This window comes from Citrobacter sp. LJND-P06 (assembly GCF_058188415.1).
On record NZ_CP187317.1, the window covers coordinates 2,218,114 to 2,244,966 of the forward strand.

21 protein-coding genes are annotated in these 26,853 nt (G+C 55.7%); 17 read left to right on the forward strand and 4 right to left on the reverse strand.

Annotated elements, in window-relative coordinates; genetic code table 11:
* Window position 1: 1 nt before the first annotated feature.
* Genes ACO7SM_RS10625 through ACO7SM_RS10640 form a run of 4 tightly spaced genes read left to right on the forward strand, consistent with a single transcriptional unit; the run spans window position 2 to window position 4,059 of the window.
* Window positions 2-658 carry a lysophospholipid acyltransferase family protein gene (locus tag ACO7SM_RS10625; RefSeq protein WP_490470922.1) on the forward strand — a complete coding sequence of 219 codons (657 nt, stop codon included), beginning with the start codon at window positions 2-4 and terminating at the stop codon, window positions 656-658.
* A complete protein-coding gene (locus ACO7SM_RS10630) occupies window positions 633-2,393 on the forward strand; it encodes a bifunctional alpha/beta hydrolase/class I SAM-dependent methyltransferase (RefSeq protein ID WP_490470767.1) in 1,761 nt (586 codons plus the stop codon). Before ACO7SM_RS10625 ends, ACO7SM_RS10630 begins: the two co-directional genes overlap by 26 nt.
* The gene (locus tag ACO7SM_RS10635; protein WP_490470768.1) at window positions 2,390-3,676 is read left to right on the forward strand and encodes a phosphatase PAP2/dual specificity phosphatase family protein; all 1,287 of its coding nucleotides are present in this window, start codon (window positions 2,390-2,392) and stop codon (window positions 3,674-3,676) included. Before ACO7SM_RS10630 ends, ACO7SM_RS10635 begins: the two co-directional genes overlap by 4 nt.
* Entirely contained in the window at window positions 3,652-4,059 is a 408-nt protein-coding gene (locus ACO7SM_RS10640) for a hypothetical protein (RefSeq protein WP_490470769.1), read from the forward strand. The genes ACO7SM_RS10635 and ACO7SM_RS10640 overlap by 25 nt, the downstream gene beginning before the upstream one ends.
* 43 nt (window positions 4,060-4,102) lie before the next feature.
* On the opposite strand, the gene paaZ is transcribed toward ACO7SM_RS10640, so the two are convergent.
* Window positions 4,103-6,148: a phenylacetic acid degradation bifunctional protein PaaZ gene (gene paaZ, locus ACO7SM_RS10645; RefSeq protein ID WP_490470770.1), complete on the reverse strand. Its 2,046-nt coding sequence runs from the start codon at window positions 6,146-6,148 to the stop codon at window positions 4,103-4,105.
* A gap of 284 nt (window positions 6,149-6,432) precedes the next feature.
* Between paaZ and paaA the strand changes: the two genes are divergently transcribed.
* The 13 genes from paaA to paaY all read left to right on the forward strand — a co-directional run bounded on the left by paaA (window position 6,433) and on the right by paaY (window position 17,624).
* Window positions 6,433-7,362: a 1,2-phenylacetyl-CoA epoxidase subunit PaaA gene (paaA, locus tag ACO7SM_RS10650; protein WP_490470771.1), complete on the forward strand. Its 930-nt coding sequence runs from the start codon at window positions 6,433-6,435 to the stop codon at window positions 7,360-7,362.
* 11 nt (window positions 7,363-7,373) lie between these two features.
* A complete protein-coding gene (gene paaB, locus ACO7SM_RS10655; protein WP_162382198.1) occupies window positions 7,374-7,661 on the forward strand; it encodes a 1,2-phenylacetyl-CoA epoxidase subunit PaaB in 288 nt (95 codons plus the stop codon).
* A gap of 8 nt (window positions 7,662-7,669) precedes the next feature.
* Complete coding sequence (gene paaC / locus ACO7SM_RS10660) at window positions 7,670-8,416, forward strand: 1,2-phenylacetyl-CoA epoxidase subunit PaaC (protein WP_490470772.1); 747 nt, start codon at window positions 7,670-7,672, stop codon at window positions 8,414-8,416.
* Window positions 8,417-8,429: 13 nt separating this feature from the next.
* A complete protein-coding gene (gene paaD, locus ACO7SM_RS10665) occupies window positions 8,430-8,927 on the forward strand; it encodes a 1,2-phenylacetyl-CoA epoxidase subunit PaaD (protein ID WP_490470773.1) in 498 nt (165 codons plus the stop codon).
* Between the two features lie 7 nt (window positions 8,928-8,934).
* Complete coding sequence (paaE, locus tag ACO7SM_RS10670) at window positions 8,935-10,005, forward strand: 1,2-phenylacetyl-CoA epoxidase subunit PaaE (protein ID WP_490470774.1); 1,071 nt, start codon at window positions 8,935-8,937, stop codon at window positions 10,003-10,005.
* The gene (paaF, locus tag ACO7SM_RS10675; RefSeq protein ID WP_490470775.1) at window positions 10,002-10,769 is read left to right on the forward strand and encodes a 2,3-dehydroadipyl-CoA hydratase PaaF; all 768 of its coding nucleotides are present in this window, start codon (window positions 10,002-10,004) and stop codon (window positions 10,767-10,769) included. The genes paaE and paaF overlap by 4 nt, the downstream gene beginning before the upstream one ends.
* Window positions 10,769-11,557 (forward strand): 2-(1,2-epoxy-1,2-dihydrophenyl)acetyl-CoA isomerase PaaG, encoded by a 789-nt coding sequence (paaG, locus tag ACO7SM_RS10680; protein ID WP_490470923.1) that lies wholly within the window; start codon window positions 10,769-10,771, stop codon window positions 11,555-11,557. Before paaF ends, paaG begins: the two co-directional genes overlap by 1 nt.
* Before the next feature lies 1 nt (window position 11,558).
* A complete protein-coding gene (paaH, locus tag ACO7SM_RS10685; RefSeq protein WP_490470776.1) occupies window positions 11,559-12,986 on the forward strand; it encodes a 3-hydroxyacyl-CoA dehydrogenase PaaH in 1,428 nt (475 codons plus the stop codon).
* Window positions 12,976-13,398 carry a hydroxyphenylacetyl-CoA thioesterase PaaI gene (gene paaI, locus ACO7SM_RS10690; protein WP_192612297.1) on the forward strand — a complete coding sequence of 141 codons (423 nt, stop codon included), beginning with the start codon at window positions 12,976-12,978 and terminating at the stop codon, window positions 13,396-13,398. The genes paaH and paaI overlap by 11 nt, the downstream gene beginning before the upstream one ends.
* Entirely contained in the window at window positions 13,398-14,603 is a 1,206-nt protein-coding gene (gene pcaF, locus ACO7SM_RS10695; RefSeq protein WP_490470777.1) for a 3-oxoadipyl-CoA thiolase, read from the forward strand. The genes paaI and pcaF overlap by 1 nt, the downstream gene beginning before the upstream one ends.
* Window positions 14,604-14,629: 26 nt before the next feature.
* The gene (gene paaK, locus ACO7SM_RS10700; RefSeq protein ID WP_490470778.1) at window positions 14,630-15,949 is read left to right on the forward strand and encodes a phenylacetate--CoA ligase PaaK; all 1,320 of its coding nucleotides are present in this window, start codon (window positions 14,630-14,632) and stop codon (window positions 15,947-15,949) included.
* Between the two features lie 143 nt (window positions 15,950-16,092).
* Window positions 16,093-17,046 (forward strand): phenylacetic acid degradation operon negative regulatory protein PaaX, encoded by a 954-nt coding sequence (paaX, locus tag ACO7SM_RS10705; protein WP_203361115.1) that lies wholly within the window; start codon window positions 16,093-16,095, stop codon window positions 17,044-17,046.
* The gene (gene paaY / locus ACO7SM_RS10710) at window positions 17,028-17,624 is read left to right on the forward strand and encodes a phenylacetic acid degradation protein PaaY (RefSeq protein ID WP_203361116.1); all 597 of its coding nucleotides are present in this window, start codon (window positions 17,028-17,030) and stop codon (window positions 17,622-17,624) included. The genes paaX and paaY overlap by 19 nt, the downstream gene beginning before the upstream one ends.
* A gap of 299 nt (window positions 17,625-17,923) precedes the next feature.
* On the opposite strand, the gene ACO7SM_RS10715 is transcribed toward paaY, so the two are convergent.
* Genes ACO7SM_RS10715 through ACO7SM_RS10725 form a run of 3 tightly spaced genes read right to left on the reverse strand, consistent with a single transcriptional unit; the run spans window position 17,924 to window position 26,367 of the window.
* On the reverse strand, window positions 17,924-19,258 hold the full coding sequence (locus tag ACO7SM_RS10715; RefSeq protein ID WP_490470779.1) for an HlyD family type I secretion periplasmic adaptor subunit: 1,335 nt from the start codon (window positions 19,256-19,258) through the stop codon (window positions 17,924-17,926).
* Window positions 19,255-21,015, reverse strand: a complete 1,761-nt coding sequence (locus tag ACO7SM_RS10720; protein ID WP_490470780.1) for a type I secretion system permease/ATPase — start codon at window positions 21,013-21,015, stop codon at window positions 19,255-19,257. The genes ACO7SM_RS10715 and ACO7SM_RS10720 overlap by 4 nt, the downstream gene beginning before the upstream one ends.
* A gap of 60 nt (window positions 21,016-21,075) precedes the next feature.
* A complete protein-coding gene (locus tag ACO7SM_RS10725; RefSeq protein ID WP_490470781.1) occupies window positions 21,076-26,367 on the reverse strand; it encodes a peroxidase family protein in 5,292 nt (1,763 codons plus the stop codon).
* Window positions 26,368-26,853: the final 486 nt, after the last annotated feature.

Genomic DNA, 26,853 nt, shown 5'->3' on the forward strand with positions numbered 1-26,853 from the left:
GATGACAAAACTGCTTAGAACGCTGTTCTCATTGTGTATCGTCTGGCCGGTGATTTGGCTGTGGCTGGGGCTGCGGGTCAAACATCGGCAACGCTTACCGCAAAACGGCCCGGCGATCATCGTGGCGAATCACAACAGCCATATGGATGTGTTTGCCTTGCTGTCGCTGTTTCCGTTACGCCGCCAGGCGCAGATCCATCCGGTCGCGGCTGCTGACTATTTTCTGCGCAACAAATGGATGGCCTGGTTTGCGCTGAATATCATCAATATTATTCCCATCACTCGCCAGGGGGGCGAAGCCAATCCGCTGGCACAGTGTGAACAGGCGCTTCGCGACAACAAAATACTGATTATCTTCCCGGAAGGGACGCGAGGCGAGCCGGGTAAGCTGTCGCCGCTGAAATCCGGGCTGTGGCATCTGAGCCAACGGGTGCCAGAAGCGCCCATTATTCCTGTCTGGTTGCGCGGTACAGAACAGGTGATGGCGCGGGGAAATCGAATTCCTCTGCCGCTCTTTATTGACGTCTGTGTGGGTGAGGCGCTGCCTTGTCACCCGGAAAAAAACGTGTTTATGGATGAACTGAAGCAACAACTGTTGGCGCTTCAGCAACAAACAACAGGAAACTACGCTCATGAACCCACATCGCACGCCGGATGAACGGCATTTTCTGACCAGCGACAATTGCGAACTGTTTTATCGCCACTGGCCCGCACAGACGCAAGGGACTGCCGCCAAAGTGATCGTCCTGTTTCATCGTGGACACGAGCATTCCGGGCGTTTGCAGCATATTGTCGACGAACTGGCGATGCCAGACACCGCGTTCTACGCCTGGGATGCGCGCGGGCATGGGCGTTCACCTGGCGTGCGGGGATACAGTCCGTCGCTGGCGCGTTCGGTAAAGGATGTCGATGAGTTTGTGCGTTTTGCTGCTGCCGACAGCCTGGCGGCGCTGGAAGAGGTGGTGGTGGTTGCGCAAAGCGTTGGCGCGGTGATGGCGGCGACCTGGGCTCATGACTATGCCCCGCGCATTCGCGGGATGGTGCTGGCATCCCCGGCGTTTAAGGTGAAGTTGTACGTCCCGTTTGCCCGCCAGGGGCTTTCGCTGATGCACCGCCTGCGCGGACTTTTCTTCGTGAATTCCTATGTCAAAGGCAAATATCTGACGCACGATCACGAGCGGGTGGCGAGTTTCAATCAAGACCCGCTGATTACCCGCCCGATTGCCGTCAATATTCTGCTCGATCTCTACAAAACGGCGGAACGTATTGTCAGCGACGCTGGCGCGATTACGTTACCGGTACAACTGCTGGTCTCCGGCGAAGATTTCGTGGTGCATCGTCAACCTCAGATCGATTTTTATCAGCGCCTGCGCAATCCGCACAAAGAATTGCATGTTCTACCCGGTTTTTATCACGACACGCTGGGCGAAAAAGATCGTCATCTGGCTTTTGACAAAATGCGGGACTTTATCGATACGCTCTACGCGAAGCCGCCGCAATTCTTCGATTACCGCCACGAAGACCGCTGGAGCCCTGGCGCCGATAACTGGCGGATATTAAACGGCGGGCCAGAACCGTTCTCCGTCGACGATCTCGCGTATCGCAGTTTGCGCTACGCCATGAAGATGCTGGGCACGCAGTCTGCGGGCGTTCGCGTGGGGTTTGAAACCGGTTTTGACTCCGGCAGCACACTGGACTACGTCTATCGCAATCAGCCCCAGGGCAGCGGCGTGCTGGGGCGTCTGATTGATAAAAACTACCTCAACAGCGTGGGCTGGAAAGGTATTCGCCAGCGTAAAGCCCATCTTCAGACGCTAATCCAACAGGCGGTCGCGCAACTGAACGCGCAGGAAACGCCTGTGCGGGTGGTTGATATCGCCGCCGGTCACGGCCGCTACGTGCTCGATGCGCTGCAAGGCGAAACGGCGGTGAGCGAAATATTACTGCGCGACTACAGCGAGCTGAACGTGCTGAAAGGTCAGGAGATGATCGCACAGCGCGGGATGGCGGGAAGGGCGCGTTTTGAGCGGGGAGATGCCTTTAACCGCACGGAACTGGCCGCGCTTGAGCCGCGTCCGACGCTGGGCATTGTCTCCGGTCTGTACGAACTGTTTCCAGACAACACGCTGGTGCGAAACTCGCTTGCCGGGCTGGCAGACGCCATACAACCGGGCGGCATTTTGATCTACACCGGACAGCCCTGGCATCCACAGTTAAAAACCATCGCCTGGTCGCTCACCAGCCACAAAGACGGTAAAGCGTGGGTAATGCGCGTGCGCACTCAGGGCGAAATGGATGCGCTGGTACATGAAGCGGGGTTCGATAAATGCGCCCAGTTGATTGATGAGTGGGGCATTTTCACTGTCTCAATGGCGGTGCGCCGCGCATCATGACGGTTCAACGCCCCATTTTTGTTCAGGGTATCGGCTGGCTGCTGTTGCTCGCGCCGTTTTTCTTTCTGACCTACGGGCAGGTCAATCAATTCACCGCCGGACGAGACGGCATCGGCAGCATTGTCTTTGACTGGGAACGGCATATTCCGTTTGTGCCGTTCACCATCATTCCCTACTGGAGCCTGGATCTGCTGTACGGCCTGTCGCTGTTTATTTGCACTTCGCTGAATGAACAACGCCGGCTGGTCGGGCGACTGGCGCTGGCGTCGCTTATCGCCTGCGCTGGTTTCCTGCTGTTTCCACTGCGTTTTACCTTTGTCAGACCGGAAATCAGCGGTCTGGCGGGCTGGTTATTCGGTCAGCTTGAACAGTTTGATTTGCCCTACAACCAGTCGCCCTCACTGCATATTATTTTATGCTGGCTGCTGTGGCGGCATTTCAACCGCCATCTGAGCGGCGACTGGCGGGCGCTAAGTACCGGCTGGTTTTCGCTGATCGCGGTTTCTGTGCTGACGACCTGGCAGCATCACGCCATTGATGTGCTAACGGGTCTGGCAGTTGGTATGCTGATTGACTGGCTGATCCCCGTGCAGGGCAAATGGCGCTGGCAATGGGCTGGCGGAAAACATCGCACGCTGGCAGGACGCTATTTTGCGGGCGCGCTGGTGTGTTTGGTTGGAACCTTCATGACGTACTGGCTGTGGTGGCCCGCCATTGCCTTGCTGATTGTTTCACTCGCGTATGCCGTTTTGGGCGTCGACGCGCTGCAAAAGGATGAAAAAGGGCGGTTAAGCGACGCGGCCTGGTGGCTGCTGTTGCCCTGGCGCGCGGGCATGTGGCTTTCTATGCGCCTCTACACCCGCCGTTTACCGACCATCAGCCCGCTTGCGGATGGGGTGTCTCTGGGCGTGTACCCACGAACGCCGCCAGCGCCACGCGCGGTACTGGATCTGACCAGCGAGTTTGCGCGCTCACGCGCCGTGCGCGAACATGCTTACCAGTGCGTTCCCCTGTTGGATCTGGTGAATCCAACCCCGGCGACGCTACGTCTGGCGGTAAATACGCTTGAAGCGTTACGCACCGCGCACGGGAGCGTGCTTGTTCACTGCGCGCTTGGGCTTTCGCGTAGCGCACTGGTGGCTGCGGCATGGTTGCTGTGGCGCGACCCGACACTGCACGTCGCACACGCGGTAGCACGTGTTCGCGAAGCCCGGCCGCAGGTGGTCTTCACCCCTGAACATCTGGAGTTACTGGAACAATGGAAAACAAGTGTGACAGTGTAACTTATGGCGATGATGTCGCGTCGCACCTGCTGAAACAGACCTTGTCGAGCTGGCGATTCTTGCTGCTTTTTATCCTCCCGCCGTTGATGTGGGTGGTGTTTGTCGGACAGGCCGGGGTAGTTCGCGCGGGTATCGCATTGCTGTGCGGGTTAGCCTTCTTTGGCTGCTGGCGAGTCTGGCTGGATGCGCAGTATTTAGCGCTGATCACTCAAGAGAATAACGAACAGGCGGGGGCTGCGCTCTTTTTCATCTGGCGGCGCGAAAGGTTGCAACGGTTAACGTTAGACGAACGGCGTCAGGGGGCGCTTAAACAATTTCGCCAGGCGTTGGGGGTAATTGCGCTGCTGTGGGCAGTCTGGCTCATTGCACTGCTGTTATACTGAAAAGAGCCGGGCAGCCCGCAACAGGCCACCCGGTTAACCCTTATCAGGACGCGAAATCCCCGTGCTGACGTGCGACCAGAGTCAGAATGGAGTAGAGCGCGACCGGGGTCTGGTGCTGGTTAAAGACTTCGACCGCCCATTCGACGACGCCCGTCGGTTTTTCTTCCGCTGAACGCTGTTTTTTGAGCGTTTTGCGTTTGCAGGTCAGACGAACCTGAATCGTATCGCCGGGTTTCACCGGCTCGATAAAGCGCAGATTCTCCAGCCCGTAGTTGGCGATAACCGGCCCGACGCCAGCATCGACAAACAGCCCTGCGGCGGCAGAAAGCACAAAGTAACCGTGCACAACGCGCTCGCCAAAAATGGATTCCGCTGCGCCGATTTTGTCCATGTGCGCATAGAAGTGATCGCCACTCAGACAGGCAAAATTAACGATGTCCGCTTCGGTCATGGTGCGACGCGGTGTCAGCAAACTGTCGCCCGCCTGCAACTCTTCGAAGTATTTGCGGAAAGGGTGGATTCGGTCTTCAAGAACCTGCGCGCCACGAACCCACTGTTTACCAATGGCGGCAAGCATGGTCGGACTGCCCTGAATTGCGGTGCGTTGCAGGTAATGTTTCACCGCCCGCAAACCGCCCAGCTCTTCGCCACCGCCTGCGCGTCCTGGGCCGCCGTGAACCAGTTGCGGCAGCGGCGAACCGTGGCCGGTAGATTCTTTGGCGGATTCTTCATTGAGGATCTGAATACGACCGTGGGCGCGGGCAGCCCCGGCGATAAACTGACGCGCCAGCGCAGGATCTGCCGTCACCAGCGTTCCCGCCAGACTGCCGCCACCCGCACGTGCCAGCGCCATCGCGTGGTCGGCGTGTTGATACGGCATCAGCGTTGCGACAGGGCCGAAGGCTTCTGTGGCATGTACCGCCGGGGTTTCGTCCGGCTGAGGGCAGAACAGCAGCGTCGGCGGGAAATACGCACCCGGCGCGGTTAAATCCGCCTGACCGCCAAGACGCACTTCACAGCCAGCCTCGATAAGCAGGTTCACTTTTTCCTGAACGTCGGCACGCTGTTCGGCGTTAACCAGCGCTCCCATTTTGACCCCTTCCTGCGCCGGATCGCCCACCACCACTTTACCGAGGCGGGCGATTAACGCATCGCTAACCGCTTCAACCTGTGAATTTGGCACGATGATACGGCGAATGGCCGTACATTTTTGCCCAGCTTTGGCGGTCATTTCACGCACCACTTCGCGGATAAACAGCGCGAATTCCGGGCTTTCTGGCGTCACGTCTTCACCGAGGACGCAGCAGTTCAGCGAGTCGGCTTCCATGGTGAAGGGGATCGAGTTTGCCACGATGTTCGGGTGAACACGCAATGACTGACCGGTTGAGGCGGAACCGGTGAACGTGACCACATCCTGGCTGTCGAGTTGGTCGAGCAGATCGCCCGCGCCGCCGCAAATCAGGCTGATAGCGCCGTCAGGAACCAGACCGCTATCAATCATCGATTTCACCATTGCCTGTGCTACCTGGGCGGTGGCGGTCGCCGGTTTAATGATTGCCGGCATCCCGGCAAGCCAGGTTGGCGCCAGTTTTTCGAGCATGCCCCAGCACGGGAAGTTAAAGGCGTTAATGTGGACTGCCACGCCTGATTTTGACGTCAGTACATGACGCGCGGCGAAACCGCCTTCTTTGGAAAGGGGGATCAGTTCATCTTCTGGCCAGAGCGTATCGTCCGGAAGTTCACGGCTGCCCATGCTGGCATAGGCAAACAGCGTACCAATACCCCCTTCAATATCGACCCAACTGTCTGCCCGGGTAGCGCCGGTTTGCGCGGAGAGCGCATAGAAGGTCTCTTTTTCGCCGAGCAAATGTTTGGCAACGGCTTTCAACAGGGCGGCACGTTCAATAAAGGTCATGGCCTGTAGCGCATTTCCTCCTTTATCAATGGCATACCGGCGAGCTGCCGCCATATCAAGGCCTTCGCTGGTGACTTCCCATAAGGCTTCGCCGTGGATGGCGTGATGAATCATACGGGCGCGGCCCCGGCCAGATTGCCAGGTACCGGACAAGAAGCTGGCTAGTTGCTGCATCTCTTCTCTCCAAATGTTACGTGATCTCGCTGTGAATAGTTGATTTATGAATCATAAAAATCAAGCCTTGTTTTAATATTTTATTAACAATGTGATCGCGGAGCATTATGCGAAAACCTTTACAAGCCTGAATATAAAGGGAAATGATAAATCACCTGCGAATCGCGTCACAAATTACACAAACAAATCTTGGGGTTTTAATTAACTATTGTGTAACGTTTGTAAAACAACGTGATTCGTTTTTTGTTTTAAATCACGAAAACTGGAATCGTAAAGGTGATGACGTGACCGAAGAACAACGCTTTGAGCAACGCATAGCGCAGGAGACGGCAATCGAGCCACAAGATTGGATGCCCGAGGCCTACCGTAAAACGCTGATCCGCCAGATAGGTCAGCATGCGCATTCCGAAATTGTTGGCATGTTACCGGAAGGCAACTGGATCACCCGCGCGCCGACGCTGCGTCGCAAAGCCATTTTACTGGCGAAGGTGCAGGACGAAGCCGGGCACGGTTTATATCTCTATAGTGCGGCAGAAACCCTGGGCTGCGCCCGGGAAGACATCTATCAGAAGATGCTCGATGGCCGCATGAAATACTCCTCCATCTTTAACTATCCCACCCTGAGCTGGGCGGACATCGGCGTGATCGGCTGGCTGGTTGACGGTGCCGCGATTGTGAACCAGGTGGCGCTGTGCCGTACCTCCTACGGGCCGTATGCCCGGGCGATGGTGAAAATATGTAAAGAGGAAAGCTTTCACCAGCGTCAGGGATTCGAAGCCTGCATGGCCCTGGCACAGGGGAGCGAGGAGCAGCGTCAGATGCTTCAGGACGCGATCAATCGTTTCTGGTGGCCAGCGTTGATGATGTTTGGACCGAACGACGATAACTCGCCGAACAGCGCCCAAAGCCTGGCGTGGAAGATCAAACGTTTTGGTAACGACGAACTGCGTCAGCGCTTTGTCGACAACACCGTCCCGCAGGTTGAAATGCTGGGCATGACCGTACCGGATGCGGATCTACGCTTTGACGCTGAAAGCGGCCACTACCGCTTTGGCGAGATCGACTGGCAGGAGTTCAACGAGGTGATCAACGGACGCGGCGTTTGCAACCAGGAACGTCTGGATGCCAAACGTAAAGCGTGGGAAGACGGGGCGTGGGTGCGCGAAGCCGCACTGGCGCATGCGCAAAAACAACACGCCTGCAAGGTCGCTTAAGGGGAAACACAATGAGCAAAGTTTACTGGCCGTTATATGAAGTTTTTGTTCGCGGTAAGCAAGGATTATCGCACCGCCACGTGGGCAGCCTGCACGCGGCAGACGATCGGATGGCGCTGGAGAATGCGCGTGACGCTTACACCCGCCGCAGCGAAGGGTGTTCGATTTGGGTGGTGAAGGCGAGCGAAATCGTCGCCTCCCAGCCGGAAGAGCGCGGTGAGTTCTTCGACCCGTCGGAGAGCAAGGTGTACCGCCATCCGACGTTTTACACCATCCCCGATGGCATTGAGCACATGTGAGGCAGGGAATGAAAACGTTAACCGCTTATACCCTGCGTCTGGGTGACAACTGTCTGATTCTGTCGCAACGCCTTGGCGCGTGGTGCGGACATGCGCCAGAGCTGGAGATTGACCTCGCGCTCGCCAACATTGGTCTGGATTTGCTGGGTCAGGCGCGCAACTTCTTAAGTTATGCCGCCGAACTGGAAGGCGCGGGCGACGAAGATACGCTGGCCTTTGGCCGCGATGAGCGCCAGTTTCGCAACTTACTGCTGGTCGAACAGCCAAACGGCAACTTTGCCGACACCCTCGTGCGCCAGTATTTCATTGATGCCTGGCATGTGGCGCTGTTTTCCCGCCTCACGCTGAGCCGCGATCAGCAGCTTGCCGCCATCGCCGCCAAAGCGATTAAAGAAGCGCGTTATCACCTGCGTTTCAGCCGCGGCTGGCTGGAGCGTCTGGGCAACGGTACTGACGTGTCGACGCAAAAAATGCAGCAGGCGGTCAACAATCTGTGGCGCTTTACCGCCGAATTGTTCGATGCCGATGAGATTGATATCGCCCTGAGCGACGCCGGTATTGCCGTTCATCCCGCGCAGTTACGTGCGCAGTGGGAAGCGGAAGTGTTCGCCGGATTGCGTGAAGCAACGCTTACGACGCCACAAGAAGCGGCGTACCGCACGGGCGGCAAAAAAGGGCTGCACACCGAACATCTGGGACCGATGCTGGCGGAAATGCAGTACCTCCAGCGCGCTTATCCTGGTCAGCAGTGGTAACGGAGGAGTCGTCATGCAACGTCTGGCAGAGATAGCCCCGGCACAAACTCGCGAAATCTGGAATCTGCTTAGCGCGATCCCGGACCCGGAAATTCCGGTGCTGACCATTACCGATCTCGGCATGGTGCGCAGCGTCGCACAGCAGGGCGAAGGTTGGGTTATTGGCTTTACGCCGACCTATTCCGGCTGTCCGGCGACGGAACATCTGATAGGCGCTATCCGCGAGGCGATGACGACGCACGGTTTTACGCCCGTTCACATTGTACTGCGCCTCGATCCCGCCTGGACTACCGACTGGATGACGCCGGATGCCCGTGAACGCCTGCGCCAGTACGGCATCAGCCCGCCGGTCGGACACAGTTGCCACGCGCATCTCCCGGCTGAGGTGAGCTGTCCGCGCTGCGGCAGCGTACACACGTCGCTTATCAGTGAATTTGGTTCAACGGCCTGCAAAGCGCTCTGGCGCTGCGATAGCTGCCGTGAACCCTTCGATTATTTCAAATGTATTTGAGGTTGCCATGACAACGTTTCATTCCTTAACGGTGGCAAAAGTAGAACCCGAAACCCGCGATGCGGTGACCATCACCTTTGCGGTGCCGCCTGCGTTACAGGACGCGTATCGCTTTCGCCCGGGTCAACACCTGACGCTGAAAGCACACCTGGCAGGGACGGAGTTACGCCGCTGCTACTCCATCTGCCGTAGCCTGAATCCGGGCGAAATCAGCGTGGCGGTAAAAGCTATCGAGGGCGGGCGTTTCTCCCGCTATGCCCGCGACGAGATCAAACAAGGTATGGCGCTTGAGGTGATGGTGCCGCAGGGCCATTTCGGCTATCAGCCGCAAGCCCAGCGCAGCGGGCGCTATCTGGCGATTGCTGCGGGTTCCGGTATCACGCCTATGCTGGCGATTTTGTCTGCCACCCTGCAAACCGAAACCGCCAGCGAGTTCACGCTGATTTACGGTAACCGTAGCAGCCAGAGCATGATGTTTCGCCAGGCGCTGGCCGACCTGAAAGACAAATATCCGCAGCGTCTGCAACTGGTCTGCGTCTTCAGTCAGGAGACGATGGACAGCGATTTGCTGCACGGGCGCATTGACGGTGAGAAATTGACGGCGCTGGCCACCCACCTGGTCGATTACAGCCAGTTCGACGCGGCCTTTATCTGCGGCCCGGCGGCGATGATGGACGAGGCGGAAGTCACGCTTAAAGCGCTCGGCATGCCGGAAAAAGCCATCCATCTGGAGCGTTTCAACACCCCTGGCTCTACGGTAAAACGCACGACCAGCGTCCAGACAGAAGGGCAAAAAGTGACCGTGCGTCAGGATGGCCGTGACCGTGAAATTACGCTGTCTGCCGATGATGAAAGCATTCTTGATGCGGCGCTGCGTCAGGGCGCTGACTTACCTTACGCCTGTAAAGGCGGGGTCTGCGCTACCTGTAAATGCAAAGTGGTGCGTGGAAAAGTGGACATGGTCACCAACTACAGCCTGGAGCCGGATGAACTGGCGGCAGGTTATGTCCTGAGCTGTCAGGCGCTGCCGCTGACCAGCGATGTGGTTGTCGACTTTGACGCGAAGGGGATGGCATGAACGAACTCATTGTCAGCCGTCACGACCGCGTATTGCAGCTAACGCTGAACCGTCCGGCTGCGCGTAATGCCCTGAACAATGCCCTGCTGGCGCAACTGGCGGGCGAACTGGAAGCCGCCGCGAGCGACAGCAGTATTTCTGTCTGCGTCATTACCGGTAACGAACGCTTTTTTGCCGCCGGTGCCGATCTGAATGAAATGGCGGAAAAAGATCTGCCCGCCACGCTCAACGATGCGCGTGTCCAACTGTGGGCCCGAATCAACGCTTTTAATAAGCCATTGATTGCCGCAGTCAACGGTTACGCGCTGGGCGCCGGTTGTGAGCTGGCGCTGCTGTGTGATGTGGTGATTGCCGGGGATAACGCCCGTTTTGGTCTGCCGGAGATTACGCTGGGCATTATGCCGGGTGCCGGTGGAACGCAGCGTCTGATTCGCAGCGTCGGGAAATCGCTCGCCACCAAAATGGTGCTGACCGGTGAGAGCATTACCGCGCAACAGGCGTTGCAGTCGGGGCTGGTCAGCGATGTTTACCCGTCGGCGCTGACGCTGGAGTATGCCTTGCAACAGGCGGCGCTGATGGCGCGCCATTCGCCGCTGGCGCTACAGGCGGCAAAGCAGGCGCTACGCCAGTCGCAGGAAGTCCCTCTCCAGGCGGGACTGGCGCAAGAACGCCAGCTCTTTACGCTGCTTTCGGCAACGGAAGATCGCCGGGAAGGGATCGACGCATTTTTACAAAAACGCTCACCTGTTTTTAAAGGACGCTAATCATGGATTTCATTCTGAGTCATGTTGAACAGGGCGTGATGACCATTACGCTCAACCGCCCGGAGCGTCTGAACAGTTTTAATGACGTGATGCACCAGCAATTGGCTGAGTGCCTGAAACAGGCCGAGCGCGATGACACCATCCGCTGCCTGCTGGTGACTGGAGCCGGTCGCGGTTTTTGCGCCGGACAGGATCTTAACGATCGCAACGTCGACCCTTCCGGCCCCGCGCCCGATCTGGGCATGTCGGTGGAACGTTTCTATAACCCGCTGGTGCGTCGTCTGGCCAAACTGCCGAAACCGGTCATCTGCGCGGTAAACGGTGTGGCGGCGGGCGCCGGGGCAACGCTGGCACTGGGTTGCGATATTGTCATCGCCGCCCGTTCGGCAAATTTTGTAATGGCGTTCAGCAAATTAGGGTTAGTGCCTGATTGTGGCGGCACCTGGCTGTTACCGCGTGTGGCGGGGCGAGCGCGTGCGATGGGACTGGCGCTGCTGGGCGAGAAGCTGAGCGCAGAGCAGGCGCACAACTGGGGCATGATCTGGCAGGTGGTGGACGATGAGAAACTCTCCGACACCGCACAGCAACTGGCGCTTCATCTGGCGGCGCAGCCCACTTTTGGTCTGGGATTGATTAAACAGGCTCTCAACCACGCTGAAACCAGCACGCTGGACGCACAGCTCGATCTGGAGCGCGATTATCAGCGTCTGGCGGGTCGAAGCGCGGATTACCGTGAAGGCGTCAGCGCATTTCTCGCTAAACGCTCACCGCAGTTCACGGGGAAATAAGATGATGACACGTGTACAGACCGTTGCGGTGATTGGCAGTGGCACAATGGGGGCGGGCATTGCAGAAGTTGCCGCCAGCCACGGCCATCAGGTGCTGTTATATGACATTTCGGCGGCTGCTGTTTCTCGCGGTGTTGACGGTATTCGTCGTCGTCTGGAATCTCGCGTGGCGCGCGGCAAATTAGCGGCGTCTGCCTGTGAAGCAACGCTGGCGCGACTGGTTCCGGTGACTGATATCGACTCGCTGGCAGCGGCAGATCTGGTGATTGAAGCGGCGTCAGAACGCCTTGAAATCAAACAGGCACTGTTTTCCCAACTGGCGGAAATTTGCCAGCCTCACACACTGCTGACCAGTAACACCTCGTCGATCTCCATTACGGCGATTGCCGCAAGCGTAAGCCATCCTGAGCGTGTCGCCGGACTGCACTTTTTCAATCCCGCGCCGGTGATGAAGCTGGTTGAAGTGGTCAGCGGATTAGCCACTTCAGAGGCGGTGGTGGAGCAACTGTGCAATCTGGCGATGAGCTGGGGCAAACAGCCCGTCCGCTGCCAGTCTACGCCGGGATTTATCGTCAATCGGGTGGCTCGCCCGTTCTATTCGGAAGCCTGGCGCGCGCTGGAAGAGCAGGTGGCGGCACCTGAAGTTATTGATGCCGCGCTGCGTGGCGGCGGTGGTTTCCCGATGGGGCCGCTGGAATTGACCGACCTGATCGGTCAGGACGTCAACTTTGCGGTCACTTGCTCGGTGTTTAACGCGTTCTGGCAGGAACGCCGTTTTCTGCCTTCGCTGGTTCAACAAGAACTGGTGATGGCGGGGCGTCTGGGCAAAAAAAGTGGTCACGGCGTCTATGACTGGCGTACCGAACGTGCCCCCGCCGAGGTCGTCGGGACGGTGAGTGCAAGCTACGGCCCGGTGAAGATTGAAAAGAGAAGTGACGGTGTCACCGAGCTTGACGATGTGCTGCTGATTGAAACGCAGGGCGAAACCGCCCAGGCGCTGGCCTTGCGTACCGGGCGTGCGGTGGTGGTGGTCGATCGCATGGAAGGCGATGTGGCGATTGTTGCCGCCGCCGACAGCAATCCACGCTCAGCGACGCAAAAAGCCATTTATTACCTGCAGCAGCAGGGGAAAAAAGTGCTGCACATCGCTGATTATCCTGGGCTACTGGTCTGGCGTACCGTGGCGATGATCGTGAACGAAGCACTGGATGCGCTGCAAAAAGGGGTCGCCACCGAACAGGACATCGATACCGCCATGCGGCTTGGCGTTAATTATCCGTGCGGCCCTCTCGCATGGGGAGAACGTCTGGGCTGGCAACGTCTGCTGATTCTGCTGGAAAACCTGCAACGCCATTACGGTGAAGAACGTTATCGCCCTTGCTCACTGCTGCGCCAGCGTGCGCTTCTGGAGTCTGGTTATGAGTCATAACGCCTGGCAAAACGCCCACGCCATGTACGAGAACGATGCCTGCGCAAAAGCGCTGGGGATCAACATTATTGAGATGGGCGACGGTTTTGCCGTGTTGACGATGACCGTCACGCCGCAAATGTTGAATGGGCATCAGAGTTGCCACGGTGGGCAACTGTTTTCCCTGGCGGATACCGCGTTTGCCTACGCCTGCAACAGTCAGGGACTGGCGGCGGTGGCCTCGGCCTGCACCATTGATTTTTTACGTCCGGGATTTGCGGGCGATGTTCTGACGGCGACCGCACAGGTTCGCCATCAGGGTAAAAAAACCGGTGTTTACGATATCGAAATTGTTAACCAACAGCATAAAACGGTCGCGCTGTTTCGCGGTAAATCTCACCGCACCGGCGGCACCATTACAGGAGAAGCCTGATGCGCGATGCATTTATTTGTGACGGAATCCGTACCCCCATTGGTCGCTACGGCGGCGCGCTGTCTGGCGTACGTGCTGATGATTTAGGGGCCATCCCGCTGCGTGAACTGCTGGTGCGTAACCCGACGCTTGACGCGCACTGTATTGATGACGTGATTTTCGGCTGCGCCAACCAGGCCGGCGAAGATAACCGTAACGTGGCGCGCATGTCGTCACTGTTGGCGGGTCTGCCGCAAACCGTTTCCGGTACCACTATCAACCGTTTGTGCGGTTCTGGTCTGGATGCGCTGGGCTTTGCTGCGCGTGCCATTAAATCGGGCGACAGCGACCTGCTGATCGCAGGCGGCGTGGAGTCGATGTCTCGCGCACCTTTCGTGATGGGCAAGGCGACCAGCGCATTTTCACGTCAGGCAGAGATGTTTGATACCACCATTGGCTGGCGATTTGTGAACCCGCTCATGGAGCAGCAATTTGGTACTGACAGTATGCCGGAAACGGCAGAGAATGTAGCTGAGTTGTTAAGGATAACGCGCGAGGATCAAGATGCCTTTGCGTTACGCAGTCAGCAACGGACGGCGAGAGCGCAAGAGATGGGGATCCTGGCGCAGGAAATCGTTCCGGTGCTGTTGAAGAATAAAAAAGGTGCCATAACCGAAATACAACATGACGAGCACCCGCGTGCGGAAACGACTCTCGCGCAGCTCAACGCGCTAAAAGCACCGTTTCGTCGTGAGGGCGTCGTCACCGCAGGTAATGCGTCTGGCGTTAACGACGGTGCGGCGGCGCTGATTGTTGCCAGCGAACAGATGGCCATTGCACAGGGACTGACTCCGCGGGCACGTATTGTCGCGATGGCGACAGCCGGGGTTGAGCCGCGCCTGATGGGACTGGGGCCGGTGCCGGCCACCCGCAAAGTGCTGGAGCGCGCCGGTCTGAGCATTCACGACATGGACGTTATCGAACTGAACGAAGCGTTCGCGGCCCAGGCGCTGGGTGTGCTGCGAGAGCTGGGGCTGGCGGATGATGCCCCGCATGTTAACCCCAATGGTGGTGCGATTGCGTTAGGCCATCCGTTGGGAATGAGTGGTGCCCGGCTGGCGTTAGCCGCGACACACGAGCTGCATCGTCGCAACGGTCGTTACGCGTTGTGCACAATGTGTATCGGCGTGGGTCAGGGCATTGCCATGATTCTGGAACGTGTTTGAGCATAACAACCTGCGAGTACCCTACAATGACAACGAAAACAACAACACAACTGGATCCGATTGAAACCGCGTCGCTGGATGAATTACAGGCGCTGCAAACCCAGCGCCTGAAGTGGACGCTGAAACATGCTTACGACAACGTTCCGATGTACCGCCGCAAATTTGATGCCGCTGGCGTGCATCCTGACGATTTCAAAGAGCTGGCCGACCTGCGCAAATTCCCGTGTACCACTAAACAGGATCTGCGTGATAACTATCCGTTCGACACCTTTGCGGTACCGATGGAGCAGGTGGTGCGTATCCACGCCTCTTCAGGAACCACCGGCAAACCGACGGTTGTCGGCTATACCCAAAATGATATTGATACCTGGGCGAATATTGTCGCTCGCTCACTGCGCGCAGCAGGCGGCTCGGCGAAAGATAAAATTCATGTCGCCTACGGTTACGGACTGTTCACCGGAGGGCTTGGCGCGCACTACGGCGCAGAGCGTTTAGGGGCCACGGTGATTCCGATGTCCGGTGGGCAAACCGAAAAACAGGCGCAACTGATCCGTGATTTCCAGCCCGATATGATTATGGTGACGCCGTCCTACTGCCTGAATTTAATTGAAGAACTGGAGCGCCAGATGGGCGGCGACGCCAGTCAGTGCTCTCTGCGGGTCGGCGTGTTTGGCGCAGAACCGTGGACGCAGGCGATGCGTAAAGAAATTGAGCGTCGTCTGGGGATCACCGCGCTGGATATTTATGGTCTGTCCGAAGTGATGGGGCCAGGTGTTGCAATGGAGTGTATCGAAACGGCGGACGGCCCGACCATCTGGGAAGATCACTTCTACCCGGAAATCGTCAACCCGAATGATGGCACGCCGCTGGCCGATGGCGAGCAGGGCGAATTACTGTTCACCACCCTGACCAAAGAGGCGTTGCCGGTCATTCGTTACCGTACCCGTGACCTGACACGTTTGCTGCCGGGCACTGCACGCACCATGCGCCGTATGGACCGCATCAGTGGCCGCAGCGACGACATGCTGATTATTCGCGGCGTGAACGTCTTCCCATCCCAACTTGAAGAAGAGATCGTCAAGCTCGAGCATCTGTCGCCGCATTACCAGCTTGAGGTAAACCGTCGCGGGCATCTGGATTCACTCTCCGTGAAGGTGGAACTGAAAGAGAGCAGCCTGACGCTGACCCATGAACAGCGCTGCCAGGTGTGCCATCAGTTGCGCCACCGCATCAAATCGATGGTCGGTATTTCGACTGACGTGATGATCGTGAACTGCGGCAGTATTCCGCGTTCAGAGGGGAAAGCCTGCCGCGTGTTCGATTTACGCAACATCGCCAACGTGTAAGTCTTGCCGGATGGCGGCGTAAACACCTTATCCGGCCTACAGGTTGAACGTAGGTCGGGTAAGCGTCGCGCCACCCGACAAAGTCCTCGTATAAACCTATGCTATGATGCGTAAATCTGAACAATAACAACAGAATGAGTCACATGAGTAAACTCGATACCTTCATCCAGCATGCGGTTAGTTCGGGCCACATCAGCGGAACCTCACTCATCTCTTCGCTTTATGGCGACTCGCTCTCTCATCGCGGCGGTGAAATCTGGCTCGGGAGTCTGGCGGCATTGCTGGAAGGGCTGGGCTTTGGCGAACGCTTTGTGCGTACCGCGCTGTTTCGGCTCAATAAAGAGGGCTGGCTGAATGTTTCGCGCCTGGGCCGCCGCAGTTTCTACAGTTTGAGTGACAAAGGCCTGCGTTTAACCCGGCGGGCAGAAAATAAAATTTATCGCGCTGAACAGCCCGCGTGGGATGGCAAATGGCTGCTGCTGCTGTCTGAAGGGTTAGACAAAAACACCCTCGCCGATGTGAAAAAACAGCTTATCTGGCAGGGGTTTGGCACGCTGGCACCGAGTCTGATGGCGTCGCCGTCGCAACAGCTTGCGGATGTACAGTCGCTGTTACACGAGGCCGGTGTCGCGGAAAACGTGATCTGCTTTGAGGCGCATTCTCCGCTGGCGTTGTCCCGCGCGGCGCTGCGTGCCCGGGTTGAAGAGTGCTGGCAACTGACCGAGCAAAACGTCATGTATGAGTCGTTCATCGACGCATTTCGCCCGTTGCTGCCCCTGTTGAAAGAGGTGGGGCCAGACGAGCTAACCCCCCAGCGCGCTTTTCATATTCAACTGCTGTTAATCCATTTCTATCGACGCGTGGTGCTAAAAGATCCGCTGTTGCCCGAGGAGTTATTACCGGCGCATTGGGCAGGACAGACGGCGCGTCAGTTGTGTATCAATATTTATCAACGTGTTGCCCCGGGTGCGCTGGCGTTTGTCAGTGAAAAAGGGGAAACCTCGGTAGGAGAATTGCCGTCGCCGGGCAGTCTCTGGTTCCAGCGTTTTGGCGGTCTGAGTGTAGATCAGGAGGCAGTATGCCAGTTTATCAAATAGATGGATTGACCCCGGTGGTGCCTGAAGAGAGTTATGTCCATCCGACGGCCGTGTTGATTGGCGATGTTATCCTCGGCAAAGGGGTCTATGTGGGGCCGAACGCCAGTCTGCGGGGGGATTTTGGCCGTATCGTCGTTAAAGATGGGGCGAACATTCAGGATAACTGCGTGATGCATGGTTTTCCTGAGCAGGACACCGTGGTGGAAGAGAACGGCCATATTGGGCACGGTGCGATTCTGCACGGTTGCACAATTCGTCGCAACGCGCTCGTCGGTATGAACGCGGTGGTGATGGACGGGGCGGTGATCGGTGAAAACAGCATCGTCGGCGCTGCCGCGTTTGTGAAAGCCAAAGCCGAAATGCCAGCGGATTACCTGATTATCGGTAGCCCGGCTAAAGCTATCCGCGCGCTGAGCGCGCAGGAGATGGCGTGGAAACAGCAGGGCACGCGTGAGTATCAGGTGCTGGTCGAGCGTTGCAAACTGACGATGCATCAGGTGGAGCCGCTACGGGAAGAGGAATCAGGCCGTAAACGTCTGCAATTTGATGAGAATCTGCGGCCGAAGTCGGCTATTTAAGCGTTAGTCCTCTTAGATGTAATACTGATTAGTTAAAGAATTATCGAGAACCTGTCACTCTGGTGAAGGGTGACGTTCACCTGATGTTCACAGCCTCTTTGCAATCACCCTACCTGTGAACGTGCAAGGGAGGCTCACTGTACTGAACCCCAGACACTGAACATGAAGTCCAGGATCTGGGGTTCAGTACAGATAGCACCCTTAACCCGTTCACGGGACATGAAATGCCAGAGAAGCGAAGAACATAAGGTGAACGGAACCCTTCGCAAAACTAGCATGACCAAACACGTCTGCCAGTATTAATACTCTTTAAACGCCAGCTCCAGACGGGCAAGCAACGGTTTAAACAGGTAGCTCAGAAATGTACGCTCGCCGGTTTTAATCGTTACGCTGGCGGGCATTCCCGCTTTAATTTTGTAATTTCCTAACAGATGCACGCCTTCCGGGGAGACCCGGACTTCAGCAAGATAATAGGGCTGCTGAGTCACTTTATCGATAAGACGGTCAGCCGAAACGGTTAATACCTGCGCCGGCACTGAAGGCAATAATGCATGGTTGAGCGCCGGGAAGAGCACATCGACGGTCAGTCCCGGCATCATTTTATCAATGGCATGCACCGGGATTTTGGCGTCAATTTGCAGCGGTTGCTCTGCGGCGACAATATCCATCAAATGCTCACCCGGTTGAATGATCCCGCCGACGGTACTGACTTTGACGTCCAGAACGATCCCGTCAATCGGTGAGCGGATCTCCGTATTATTCAGCTCGTGTCGGGTAGACGCTAACTCATCTTCCAGCATCGCGACCTCTTTTTGTTTGAGGGTCAGCTCTGATTCCACTTCCTGGAGAAACTGGTGCTGTACCTGATACGCCTTGATCTTCATTTCATTTTGCTGAGACTTGAGTTTGGCGATATTGAGAATATCTTCTGAGACATTACTGGATATTTCGGCGGCCTCCCGCTCAAGTACCAGTAACTGGGCCTTGGGATAGTAGTTTTTTTCGCTCAGTGCGCGAATGGCGCCCAGTTCTCTGCTAATCAGTGTAAATTGATGCTCGCGAAACCCTTTTATTTTGGTTAAGTTTTCGGTTTGCCCGGTCAGACCGTCCAGGGTTTCCTGAATCATAGATAATTCGTCCTGAATATTTTTTCTGCGGGTCTCAAACAGCTTTTCTTGTAATTGACGGACTTCGACAAGACGCTTATTACTGGAAAACTGGCTTATTAATTCCTCACTATAGACGATGGTATCGCGGCCATCCCTTTCTGCCAGTAACCTGTCCTCATGGGTTTTTGCCGAGATATATTGCGCAATCAATGCGCTGTAACGCATATCAAGCTGCATTTTATCAAGGCGAACAAGGATTTGATCTTTCTTAACCAGATTTCCTTCCTTAATCAGAATATCAGTTACGCGTCCGCCGCTTAAATGTTGAATAGTTTTACGATTACTGGAGACGGTAACCGTACCGTCAGCGACCACACCCGCGTCCAGTGGCGCACCTACCGCCCATAATATAAAACCACCGACCCCCAGAATAATCACAGCGATACCTCTGATTAAAGGCGGCCATATATTTGTATCGACACTCTCCGTCTTTGGCGCTGTCGTATTCTCTGTCTGCTTTTTCATGATAAAGCCTCGCGTTGTGGTTCATTATTCTGGGCTGGTGGTGGTGTGGTTGATGCGTTGGGAACCGATTTTAAAATATTTGCCTGACGCAAATTGGCAAACACCTGGTCGCGCGGACCGAATTCCTGAATCGCCCCTTCGTTGAGCAATAACACTTTATTGACGACGCCCAGCAGCGTCGGTCGGTGCGAGATAATGATCACCGTTTGTCCCTGCGTGCGTAGCGTATTGATGGCCTTGATGAGGGCCTGTTCACCCGCGTCGTCAAGGTTAGCGTTGGGTTCGTCCAGCACGATGAATGCCGGGTTGTCATAGACCGCCCGCGCCAGCCCGATACGCTGCCGCTGGCCGCCCGACAATTGGTATCCCTCGGCGCCAAGCGGGGTATCGTATCCCTGTGGCAGACGTAAAATCATGTCGTGTACCCCCGCAAGTTGCGCTGCCGCGACGATCAGTTCGCTGTTATTGGGGGTAAAGCGCGCGATATTCTGCGCAATGCTTCCGTCAAACAATTCAACATCCTGCGGCAGGTAGCCCAGAGACGGGCCAAGCAAGGCTTTGTCCCACTGGCAGATATCTGCGCCATCGATACGAACCTTACCGGAAAGCGGGCTCCAGACGCCGACCAGCAGTTTTGCCAGCGAGGTTTTTCCTGAGGCGGAGGGGCCGATTATCCCGAGGATTTCGCCCTGTTCGAGCTGAAAAGTGATATTTCGCAGCGTCGGCGTTTTTTGGCCTGGAGGTGCTGCGAATACGCCTTCTACGCTGATATTGCCTTTTGGACGCGGAAGCGTCAGTACATCTTTCTGTTCCGGAAATTCCCGTAACAGCGTGGTGGTCTGATGCCAGGCATTGCGAAACTGCACAAATTGTTTCCAGCTACCGATGACCTGTTCGACCGGGTTCAATACCCTGCCGAGGATAATGGAGGCGGCAATCATCAGGCCGGGGGTGATTTGTCCGTCGATCACCAGTAAGGCTCCCGCACCCAGCGAAACAGATTGCAGTAAGATACGAACAAAGCGGCTCAGGCTGCTTAATGTGGCGGTTTTGTCCGCAATTTGCGTTTGCAGAACCAGCACTTTGCTGTGCTGCTCCAGCCAGTGTTTTTTCAGCGTCGCCAGCATTCCCATTGCTTCAATGGTGTCGGAGTTTTGCAATTGCTTATTCAGCTTACTGGTATTGTTGATGGTTAATGCGTGCGCCTGCTGAATCGGTTTTTTGGTCGACAGTTCTGAGACCAACGTCAGGGTAAATAAGATGAGGATCCCGATAATGGAAAGGTATCCCAGAAGCGGGTGGACAATAAACGCAATCAGTAAATAGAAGGGTGTCCACGGAATATCTAACAGGGCAAATAAACTGTTACCCGCCAGAAACTGGCGAATTTGCGCCAGGTCGGCCAGCGCCTGCGCCGGGTTATTTTCACGGGTGGAAACCCGGCGTTTAAACGCGGCGTTAAAGACTAATTGATTTAATTTTACATCCAGTCGGTTGCCAAATCGCGTCATCACGCTGGTACGGGCATATTCAATCATTGAGATAACGGTATACAGACCGATTATCAGTAATGTCAGCATTAACAATGTGGTGGTGTTCTTACTGACCAACACGCGATCGTAGACTTGTAACATATAAATTGCCGGCGCCAGCATTAGCATATTAATCGTACTGCTAAAAAACAGTAACATCAGAAATGCAGGCTTACATCCTTTCAACGCATTTTGTAGCTCAGTTGGCTTTTGCTGGCGCGGCATAATAGGCTCCTTACTCGTTAATCAAATGTTCAACAGTTCGGCTTTTCTTATTCCAGACGTTTAAATAATAAAGTCGGTAGAGTTAACGGTATTGGCCGCAACCCCCGTCAACGTAATAACATCGCCGCCGATAGTGATGATCGTTTGGTTATTATTTCCCGAAATCAAAACCGTAGAGGTAAAGTTTGCGGTAGTCACTCCCATTCCAGAGATATTAATCAGATCCTGTCCGCCGGTAGCATTACTGTCGAAACCAGAAATGGTGTCCTGTCCGAACCCGCTTGAGAAGATGAAGCGGTCGTCACCGGTACCCCCGTCCATAGTGTCGTTACCTGTACCGCCGGTCAGCACGTCATTGCCGAGACCGCCAGAGAGCACATCGTTGCCTGCGCCACCCAGCAGGGTGTCGACGCCGTTTGCCCCTTGCAGGTTGTCGTTACCGTCGCCACCGTCGAGAATGTCGTTGCCAACGCCACCCAGCAACTGGTCATTCCCGCCCATCCCGGATAAGTTGTCATTGCCATTACCCCCGGTGATGGTGTTCGCCAGCGCGTTGCCGGTACCGGTGAAATTTCCTGTCCCGGTGTATTCCAGGATTTCGACGTTGTCCGTCAGAACATAGGTGGCAAGGCTGGTCTCGACAGTATCAGTCCCCGCATTCGCCCCCTCGATCACCACGTCACCCGCGTTATCAACGATATAGAGGTCATTCCCGGCGCCACCGTCCATGGAGTCGGCATCCTGTCCACCATCCAGTTGATCGTTGCCGGCCTCGCCAATCAGCGTATCCCGACCACTGCCGCCTTCAATGTCATCATCACCGGCTCCGCCGTTGAGCAGATCGTCACCCGCCTGACCGAGCAGGGTGTCATTGCCGCCTTGTGCAAGGATGACGTCACTCCACGCTGTTCCCGAGTGGGTGTTTGACGCGTTGGTGCCGACGATCATATCGCCAATCGGTTGAGTGGCGGCAGAGGTCAGGACGACGGACGGGTTCCCCTCATCATCGGTGACCGTGACCACGACCAGCAATGTACGCCCAATCATGTTTGCTGGCGGGGTGTAGGTCGCTTGCGTCGCCCCGGCGATATTGGTGAAAGTGCCGTTCGGCTGGTTCACTCTCCATTGGTAGGTGAAGTTATTCCCAGTTAAACCGTCTGCATCCGCAATGCCGGAGACAAGGGCGGTGAGGGTGACGCTTTCCGTTGGCGTCAGATCGCTGATAACCGGCGAACCGGTGGTGGCCTGATCGCGCACCATCACGGCGCTGGTTTGTGACGACACCAGCGTTTCAGCATCGCCCATGCGGTCGGTAAAGCTGGCAACAACCCGCAGCGGCGCGCCCAGAATATTCCCCGGAACCCGGAACTGCGTACCTGTCGCCTGGTCACGCCATTGACCGTTGACCAGTGCCTGCCAGGTCATGGTGATTTGCGCATCTGCGGCAATACCATTCCCGTCGAGCAGATTAGACAGATTGACTTGCAACAAATCGCCCACTTCAGGTGTTCCGTCGCTGATGGCCAGATTGCCAGTGGCTTTTTGCGCCGTCACCCAGAGCTGTTCGCCGTTGACGAACTCCACTTTTTCAATGTTGAGCAGGCGGTCTACGCCATCATTGAACGCCAGTCCGGCGGCCGGCGTGGCGTGATTGACGGTAAGACTGCCGTCGGCATTGCGCTGGAATTGATAATTGCTGCTGAGATCCCGGTAAACGGCAACGTCGGTTTCTGTGCCATTACCGTCGCGGAGGATTTCCCGCACAATCGACAGTTGGTTCGGTTTGAGCGTGCCTGCCAGCATGTAAGATTTGAGCTCATTCATGCTGTCGGCGCTGGTTAACCCTTGCATCCCGGAGACGGCAATACGCACGTTCAGCCACGAATCGCCGTCGATGATGTCGTTGCCGGCCTTACCGGTGATGCGGTCGCTGCCGCCGCCACCAAGTAAGATGTCGCCACCGTTGTCCGGGTTAAACAAGACGGTATCGGCTTTTTCTGCGCGTGGAACACCCAGAATCGACTGGAGTCCGGTGATTCTGTCAGCACCCTCCTGGGTCAGGTTATTGGAAAGCGGTGTGCCCTGAACCGGCGCGGTTCCGATAGGTTGCTCCGTGCCTATCAGCACATCGTTAAATTTCCAGCCCGAGAGGCCTTCCACCAGGTCAAAGCGATCGCGCAGGATAAACTCTTGCTGGTTAACGAAAATCGGGATACCCAGATCGGAGTTGGCGGCGTTCGGATCTCCTTTATGAATGGCCCAGTCAAAACCGGACATGCCGTTGTTGCGCTGAATGCCCGCGCCCTGAACCATAATGTCGTCACCGCCTTCGCCATCGTAGTCGGTGTCGTTACCCTGACCGTTCAAGACGTCATGACCAATGATGGTACTGTTAAAGAACAGTTCGGAGTTATCGCCGGCCAGGGTATCGAAGCCGTCACCGCCTTCTAACCAGTCGTCGCCTTCGTTACCCATCAGGGTGTCACCGCCAGATCCCCCCAGCGCGAAGTCATTATCGCGTCCGGAAAAGACTTCCTGAGCATCTTCGCCGATCACCATGAAATCACTGCCGCTGCCGCCAAAGATCAGGTCGTTACCGTTACCGGAGAAAATAACGTCGTGTCCCGCATCGCCGTGCAGGAAGTCAGCGCCGCCGATGGGGGTTCCTGTATCCGTAATGATGTCGTTGCCATCACCACCGTGCACAACGTCGGCTTCATCGCCACCGTCGAGACGGTCGTCACCGGCATCACCCCACAGGCTGTCGATACCTTTCCCGCCAATTAACGTGTCGTTGCCCGCCGAACCGCCGAGTACCACGTGGCCATCACCCGAATATTTCAGATAGGCACCGTCAGCCGCGCCGTCATTATCGACATCCGCTCCCGCCGCACGGCGAACTACCAGTGGGAAGAGGAGGTCTTTCAGCGCATTGTCCCATTTTGGATCGGCATGCGTCTGCAAGGACTGGTTGACCTCGAAGGTATAATCAGGCGTCTGGAACAGATGGGCAGGCAGGTGAGACGAACCCGGATCGCCCAGATCGCTGTTACGCATCACCAGGGCAGAGAAGGAGTTTGCCTCCAGTTCGTTCAGCATGTTGAGACCCTGAACGCGGCTCAGATAGTAGAACCGGTCACCGTCCTGCAACATTTCCATTTGGGTTTCAAAGACAAAGTTAAAGGTGGAGCCGAGCATCCCGCCGAACTCATTTTTGCGTTCCGCCAGCCCGCCAATCCAGAAATCGACCATATTGAGGCCGGTTTCTTTATCTGCCCAGGTACCGGTTCCTGTAAAGAAATCGAGCGCATCGGCAGGCGCCGGGGCGTCATCCGATCCAAACAGGAGGAAGTTCACCGCCGCGCGTTTTCCTTCCAGTGTGGTCGCGTTTTTAATCAAATCATGCTGACCGTAGGCCGCCATAAAGTTGATGATCGACGCCGGGTTTTTCAGGAAGGAGCCAAAATCGGCCCAACTGGTGTAAGGGCGCAGCTCGCTATTGCCGGTTAATTCGTAGAATTGCTCACGCGCCTGATTGAGGGTCGGCATTAACGTGTCGCGCCCGCGTGCGAGGTTAAGTGCGCCCAAATCCAGCGGCAGCCCGACCAGGTTATTGCGCAGCGCTTCAGTAATGAACTCGTCAATTTCGTTGCCGACCTGACGGGTCATCCCGCGAACAATAGCGCCGACCGCCTGATCGCTGGAGATGGTTTGGCCGTTAAGTTCATGGAACGCGACCGGGTTAAGGAACGCCTCAATCAGCCCGATGTCATCGTCTTGCATGGAGGCATCGGTACGGGCGACGGTTTCGGTCAGCATCGAGTGACCAAAGCGGTAAACCACGTGGGCAAATTCAGCAAAAATGGCCGGGTTGATATCCGCCGTGTTGGAGAAGACGAACGGATCGACCGCTGGTTGCACGGCACGGGCAAACTCTTCAAACACCAGGTGCTGATACTGCATTTCCGTCGCGAAACGTCCCGCCTGGAAGAGGTATTCCCCGTTCCATTGCAGGGTGTTGAGATCCTCTGGCAGTTCGGTAATCGGCTTAATCAGCCATTGGTTGATCAGTTCAATGTCGTTAGTTTCGAGGATGGTGGTCTTGTACTGATCGACCAGCCGGTTATGTTCGCTGTGGAACACAGAGTGTACGGCGGTCAGACCGATATTTTCGTTGCCGCGACCGTCACCGGTAATGAAGTGGCTGTCGAGCAGTTCATCGTCATAGGTTCCTGCCCCCGGTGTATTACCCACTTCGCTATCGCCATCGGCTACCAGGTTAGCTTTCGGCACCGCCGTGTGGGCGATGTCATCGAGGAAGGCATGCCCGGTTCTCCCCGTATCCACAGGTAACACGTCACCATTGGCTTTCACCAGGCCATGACCGGTCACGATTTGGACTTTACCATCAGAACTTAAAATCAGGTTGCCGTAGCGGTCGGTCGCCAGCAGCGGCACGTCGAAAACGTCCTGATTGGTCAGTTTGATACCCAGTATTGTTTCTGCCTGATGTTTGATATCAGCCCAGGTCGCCAGCCCGCCGTTGCTACCTTCCAGCAGATGACCGGTGGGCACCGGCCTACCTTCTGCGTCCAGCACATATTCGCGGATAAAGACTTGATGAGAAGGGTGAGAGGTATAGGTCTGGTTCTGGTCAATCCACGGCGTAGTGGTGTTGATGGTTTCATGATTGGCATCGACTTTCGCGCGGGTCAGGATCATGAAGTTAGTATCAGGCTCCCCATCTACCGGCTCTTTATACAGAGGATCGCCCGGCATCAGCGGAATAAAGACAATGCCATTGCCTGCTTTCGGGATCAGATCCAGACCGTGGTCGAAGAACTGCCCGAAAAAGGTCATCCAGCCATTAAACGCCGGTGATAAACCGATGTCAGGCGAGAGGTTTGGAATCGATAAACTGCCATTGTCGGAAGTGGCACCGCCGCCGGGAACGTCAGCCAGTCCGTCATGGGCTTCCTGAGCCGCCGGGTTAGACGAGGTTTGATCCGAAATCAGGTTACTGATAATGCGCGGATCGGCATCGGTCACCATCTGATTGGGGCTTAAGGTGAAGTACTTTGCCAGCGCCGCCATATCGCTCAAATCCAGCGCGACCATTCTGGGCATGGTCTGGTCGGCAGCGCCGTACAGCTCCTGGCCAGGCAAAAGGTTGTTCCATGAGCCATCTACGGTACGCACGCCGTAGGGTAAAAGGGGACTGGAGACGAGCTCGCGAAGCAGATCGCCATTCACGCTTCCATCCGGATTGGTCGCCGCTTCTGATATCTTGATTTGTTGAAGAATAAACGCCAGGTCATGCAACGTCACTGTGAAGTCGTATTGTGTAGCCATAGATAATTGCCTCATTGCTTGTGTAAGCATTCTCATTCTCATCTGACTAAATAAAGGCAGAAGAAATGTACTGAGTCCGACTTAAAAATTATCTGATTAATAATTACGCACCTGAGTTCTTTTCTAAGTGGTAAATGACAATACCTTTAGCCCCCCATTTTTTTCCGATATTTAAATTTACTTTGTCCGCTAAGTTTATTATCAAGGTGAGGTGATAATAAAAACTCCCATAAAAATTACGCTAACTTATTAAAATAAAAAGAATTGTTTAAAAATCACCATTTGTAAGATAAAAATACATTAGCGTTGTTTATAAATATTAAGGAGTATTTCAGTGACGTTACAATTGCGTAATGTTCATAACTATGAAAGGTCATGGTTTTACAACCATCATACTTTTTCATGATACGAATTGTGATTTCTAAACTGTTACGCGGTAATTAAAAATGGCAGAGGCGATAAAAAGAATAAACATTCACAAAATGA

Coding starts and splice junctions, on each gene's coding strand:
- paaH (WP_490470776.1), top strand. CDS start 11,559: ATGATGACACGTGTACAGACCGTTGCGGTGATTGGCAGTGGCACAATG.
- paaE (WP_490470774.1), top strand. CDS start 8,935: ATGACAACGTTTCATTCCTTAACGGTGGCAAAAGTAGAACCCGAAACC.
- paaI (WP_192612297.1), top strand. CDS start 12,976: ATGAGTCATAACGCCTGGCAAAACGCCCACGCCATGTACGAGAACGAT.
- paaC (WP_490470772.1), top strand. CDS start 7,670: ATGAAAACGTTAACCGCTTATACCCTGCGTCTGGGTGACAACTGTCTG.
- ACO7SM_RS10640 (WP_490470769.1), top strand. CDS start 3,652: ATGGAAAACAAGTGTGACAGTGTAACTTATGGCGATGATGTCGCGTCG.
- pcaF (WP_490470777.1), top strand. CDS start 13,398: ATGCGCGATGCATTTATTTGTGACGGAATCCGTACCCCCATTGGTCGC.
- ACO7SM_RS10725 (WP_490470781.1), bottom strand. CDS start 26,367: ATGGCTACACAATACGACTTCACAGTGACGTTGCATGACCTGGCGTTT.
- paaZ (WP_490470770.1), bottom strand. CDS start 6,148: ATGCAGCAACTAGCCAGCTTCTTGTCCGGTACCTGGCAATCTGGCCGG.
- paaK (WP_490470778.1), top strand. CDS start 14,630: ATGACAACGAAAACAACAACACAACTGGATCCGATTGAAACCGCGTCG.
- ACO7SM_RS10625 (WP_490470922.1), top strand. CDS start 2: ATGACAAAACTGCTTAGAACGCTGTTCTCATTGTGTATCGTCTGGCCG.
- ACO7SM_RS10715 (WP_490470779.1), bottom strand. CDS start 19,258: ATGAAAAAGCAGACAGAGAATACGACAGCGCCAAAGACGGAGAGTGTC.
- paaD (WP_490470773.1), top strand. CDS start 8,430: ATGCAACGTCTGGCAGAGATAGCCCCGGCACAAACTCGCGAAATCTGG.
- paaF (WP_490470775.1), top strand. CDS start 10,002: ATGAACGAACTCATTGTCAGCCGTCACGACCGCGTATTGCAGCTAACG.
- paaB (WP_162382198.1), top strand. CDS start 7,374: ATGAGCAAAGTTTACTGGCCGTTATATGAAGTTTTTGTTCGCGGTAAG.
- ACO7SM_RS10630 (WP_490470767.1), top strand. CDS start 633: ATGAACCCACATCGCACGCCGGATGAACGGCATTTTCTGACCAGCGAC.
- ACO7SM_RS10720 (WP_490470780.1), bottom strand. CDS start 21,015: ATGCCGCGCCAGCAAAAGCCAACTGAGCTACAAAATGCGTTGAAAGGA.
- ACO7SM_RS10635 (WP_490470768.1), top strand. CDS start 2,390: ATGACGGTTCAACGCCCCATTTTTGTTCAGGGTATCGGCTGGCTGCTG.
- paaX (WP_203361115.1), top strand. CDS start 16,093: ATGAGTAAACTCGATACCTTCATCCAGCATGCGGTTAGTTCGGGCCAC.
- paaY (WP_203361116.1), top strand. CDS start 17,028: ATGCCAGTTTATCAAATAGATGGATTGACCCCGGTGGTGCCTGAAGAG.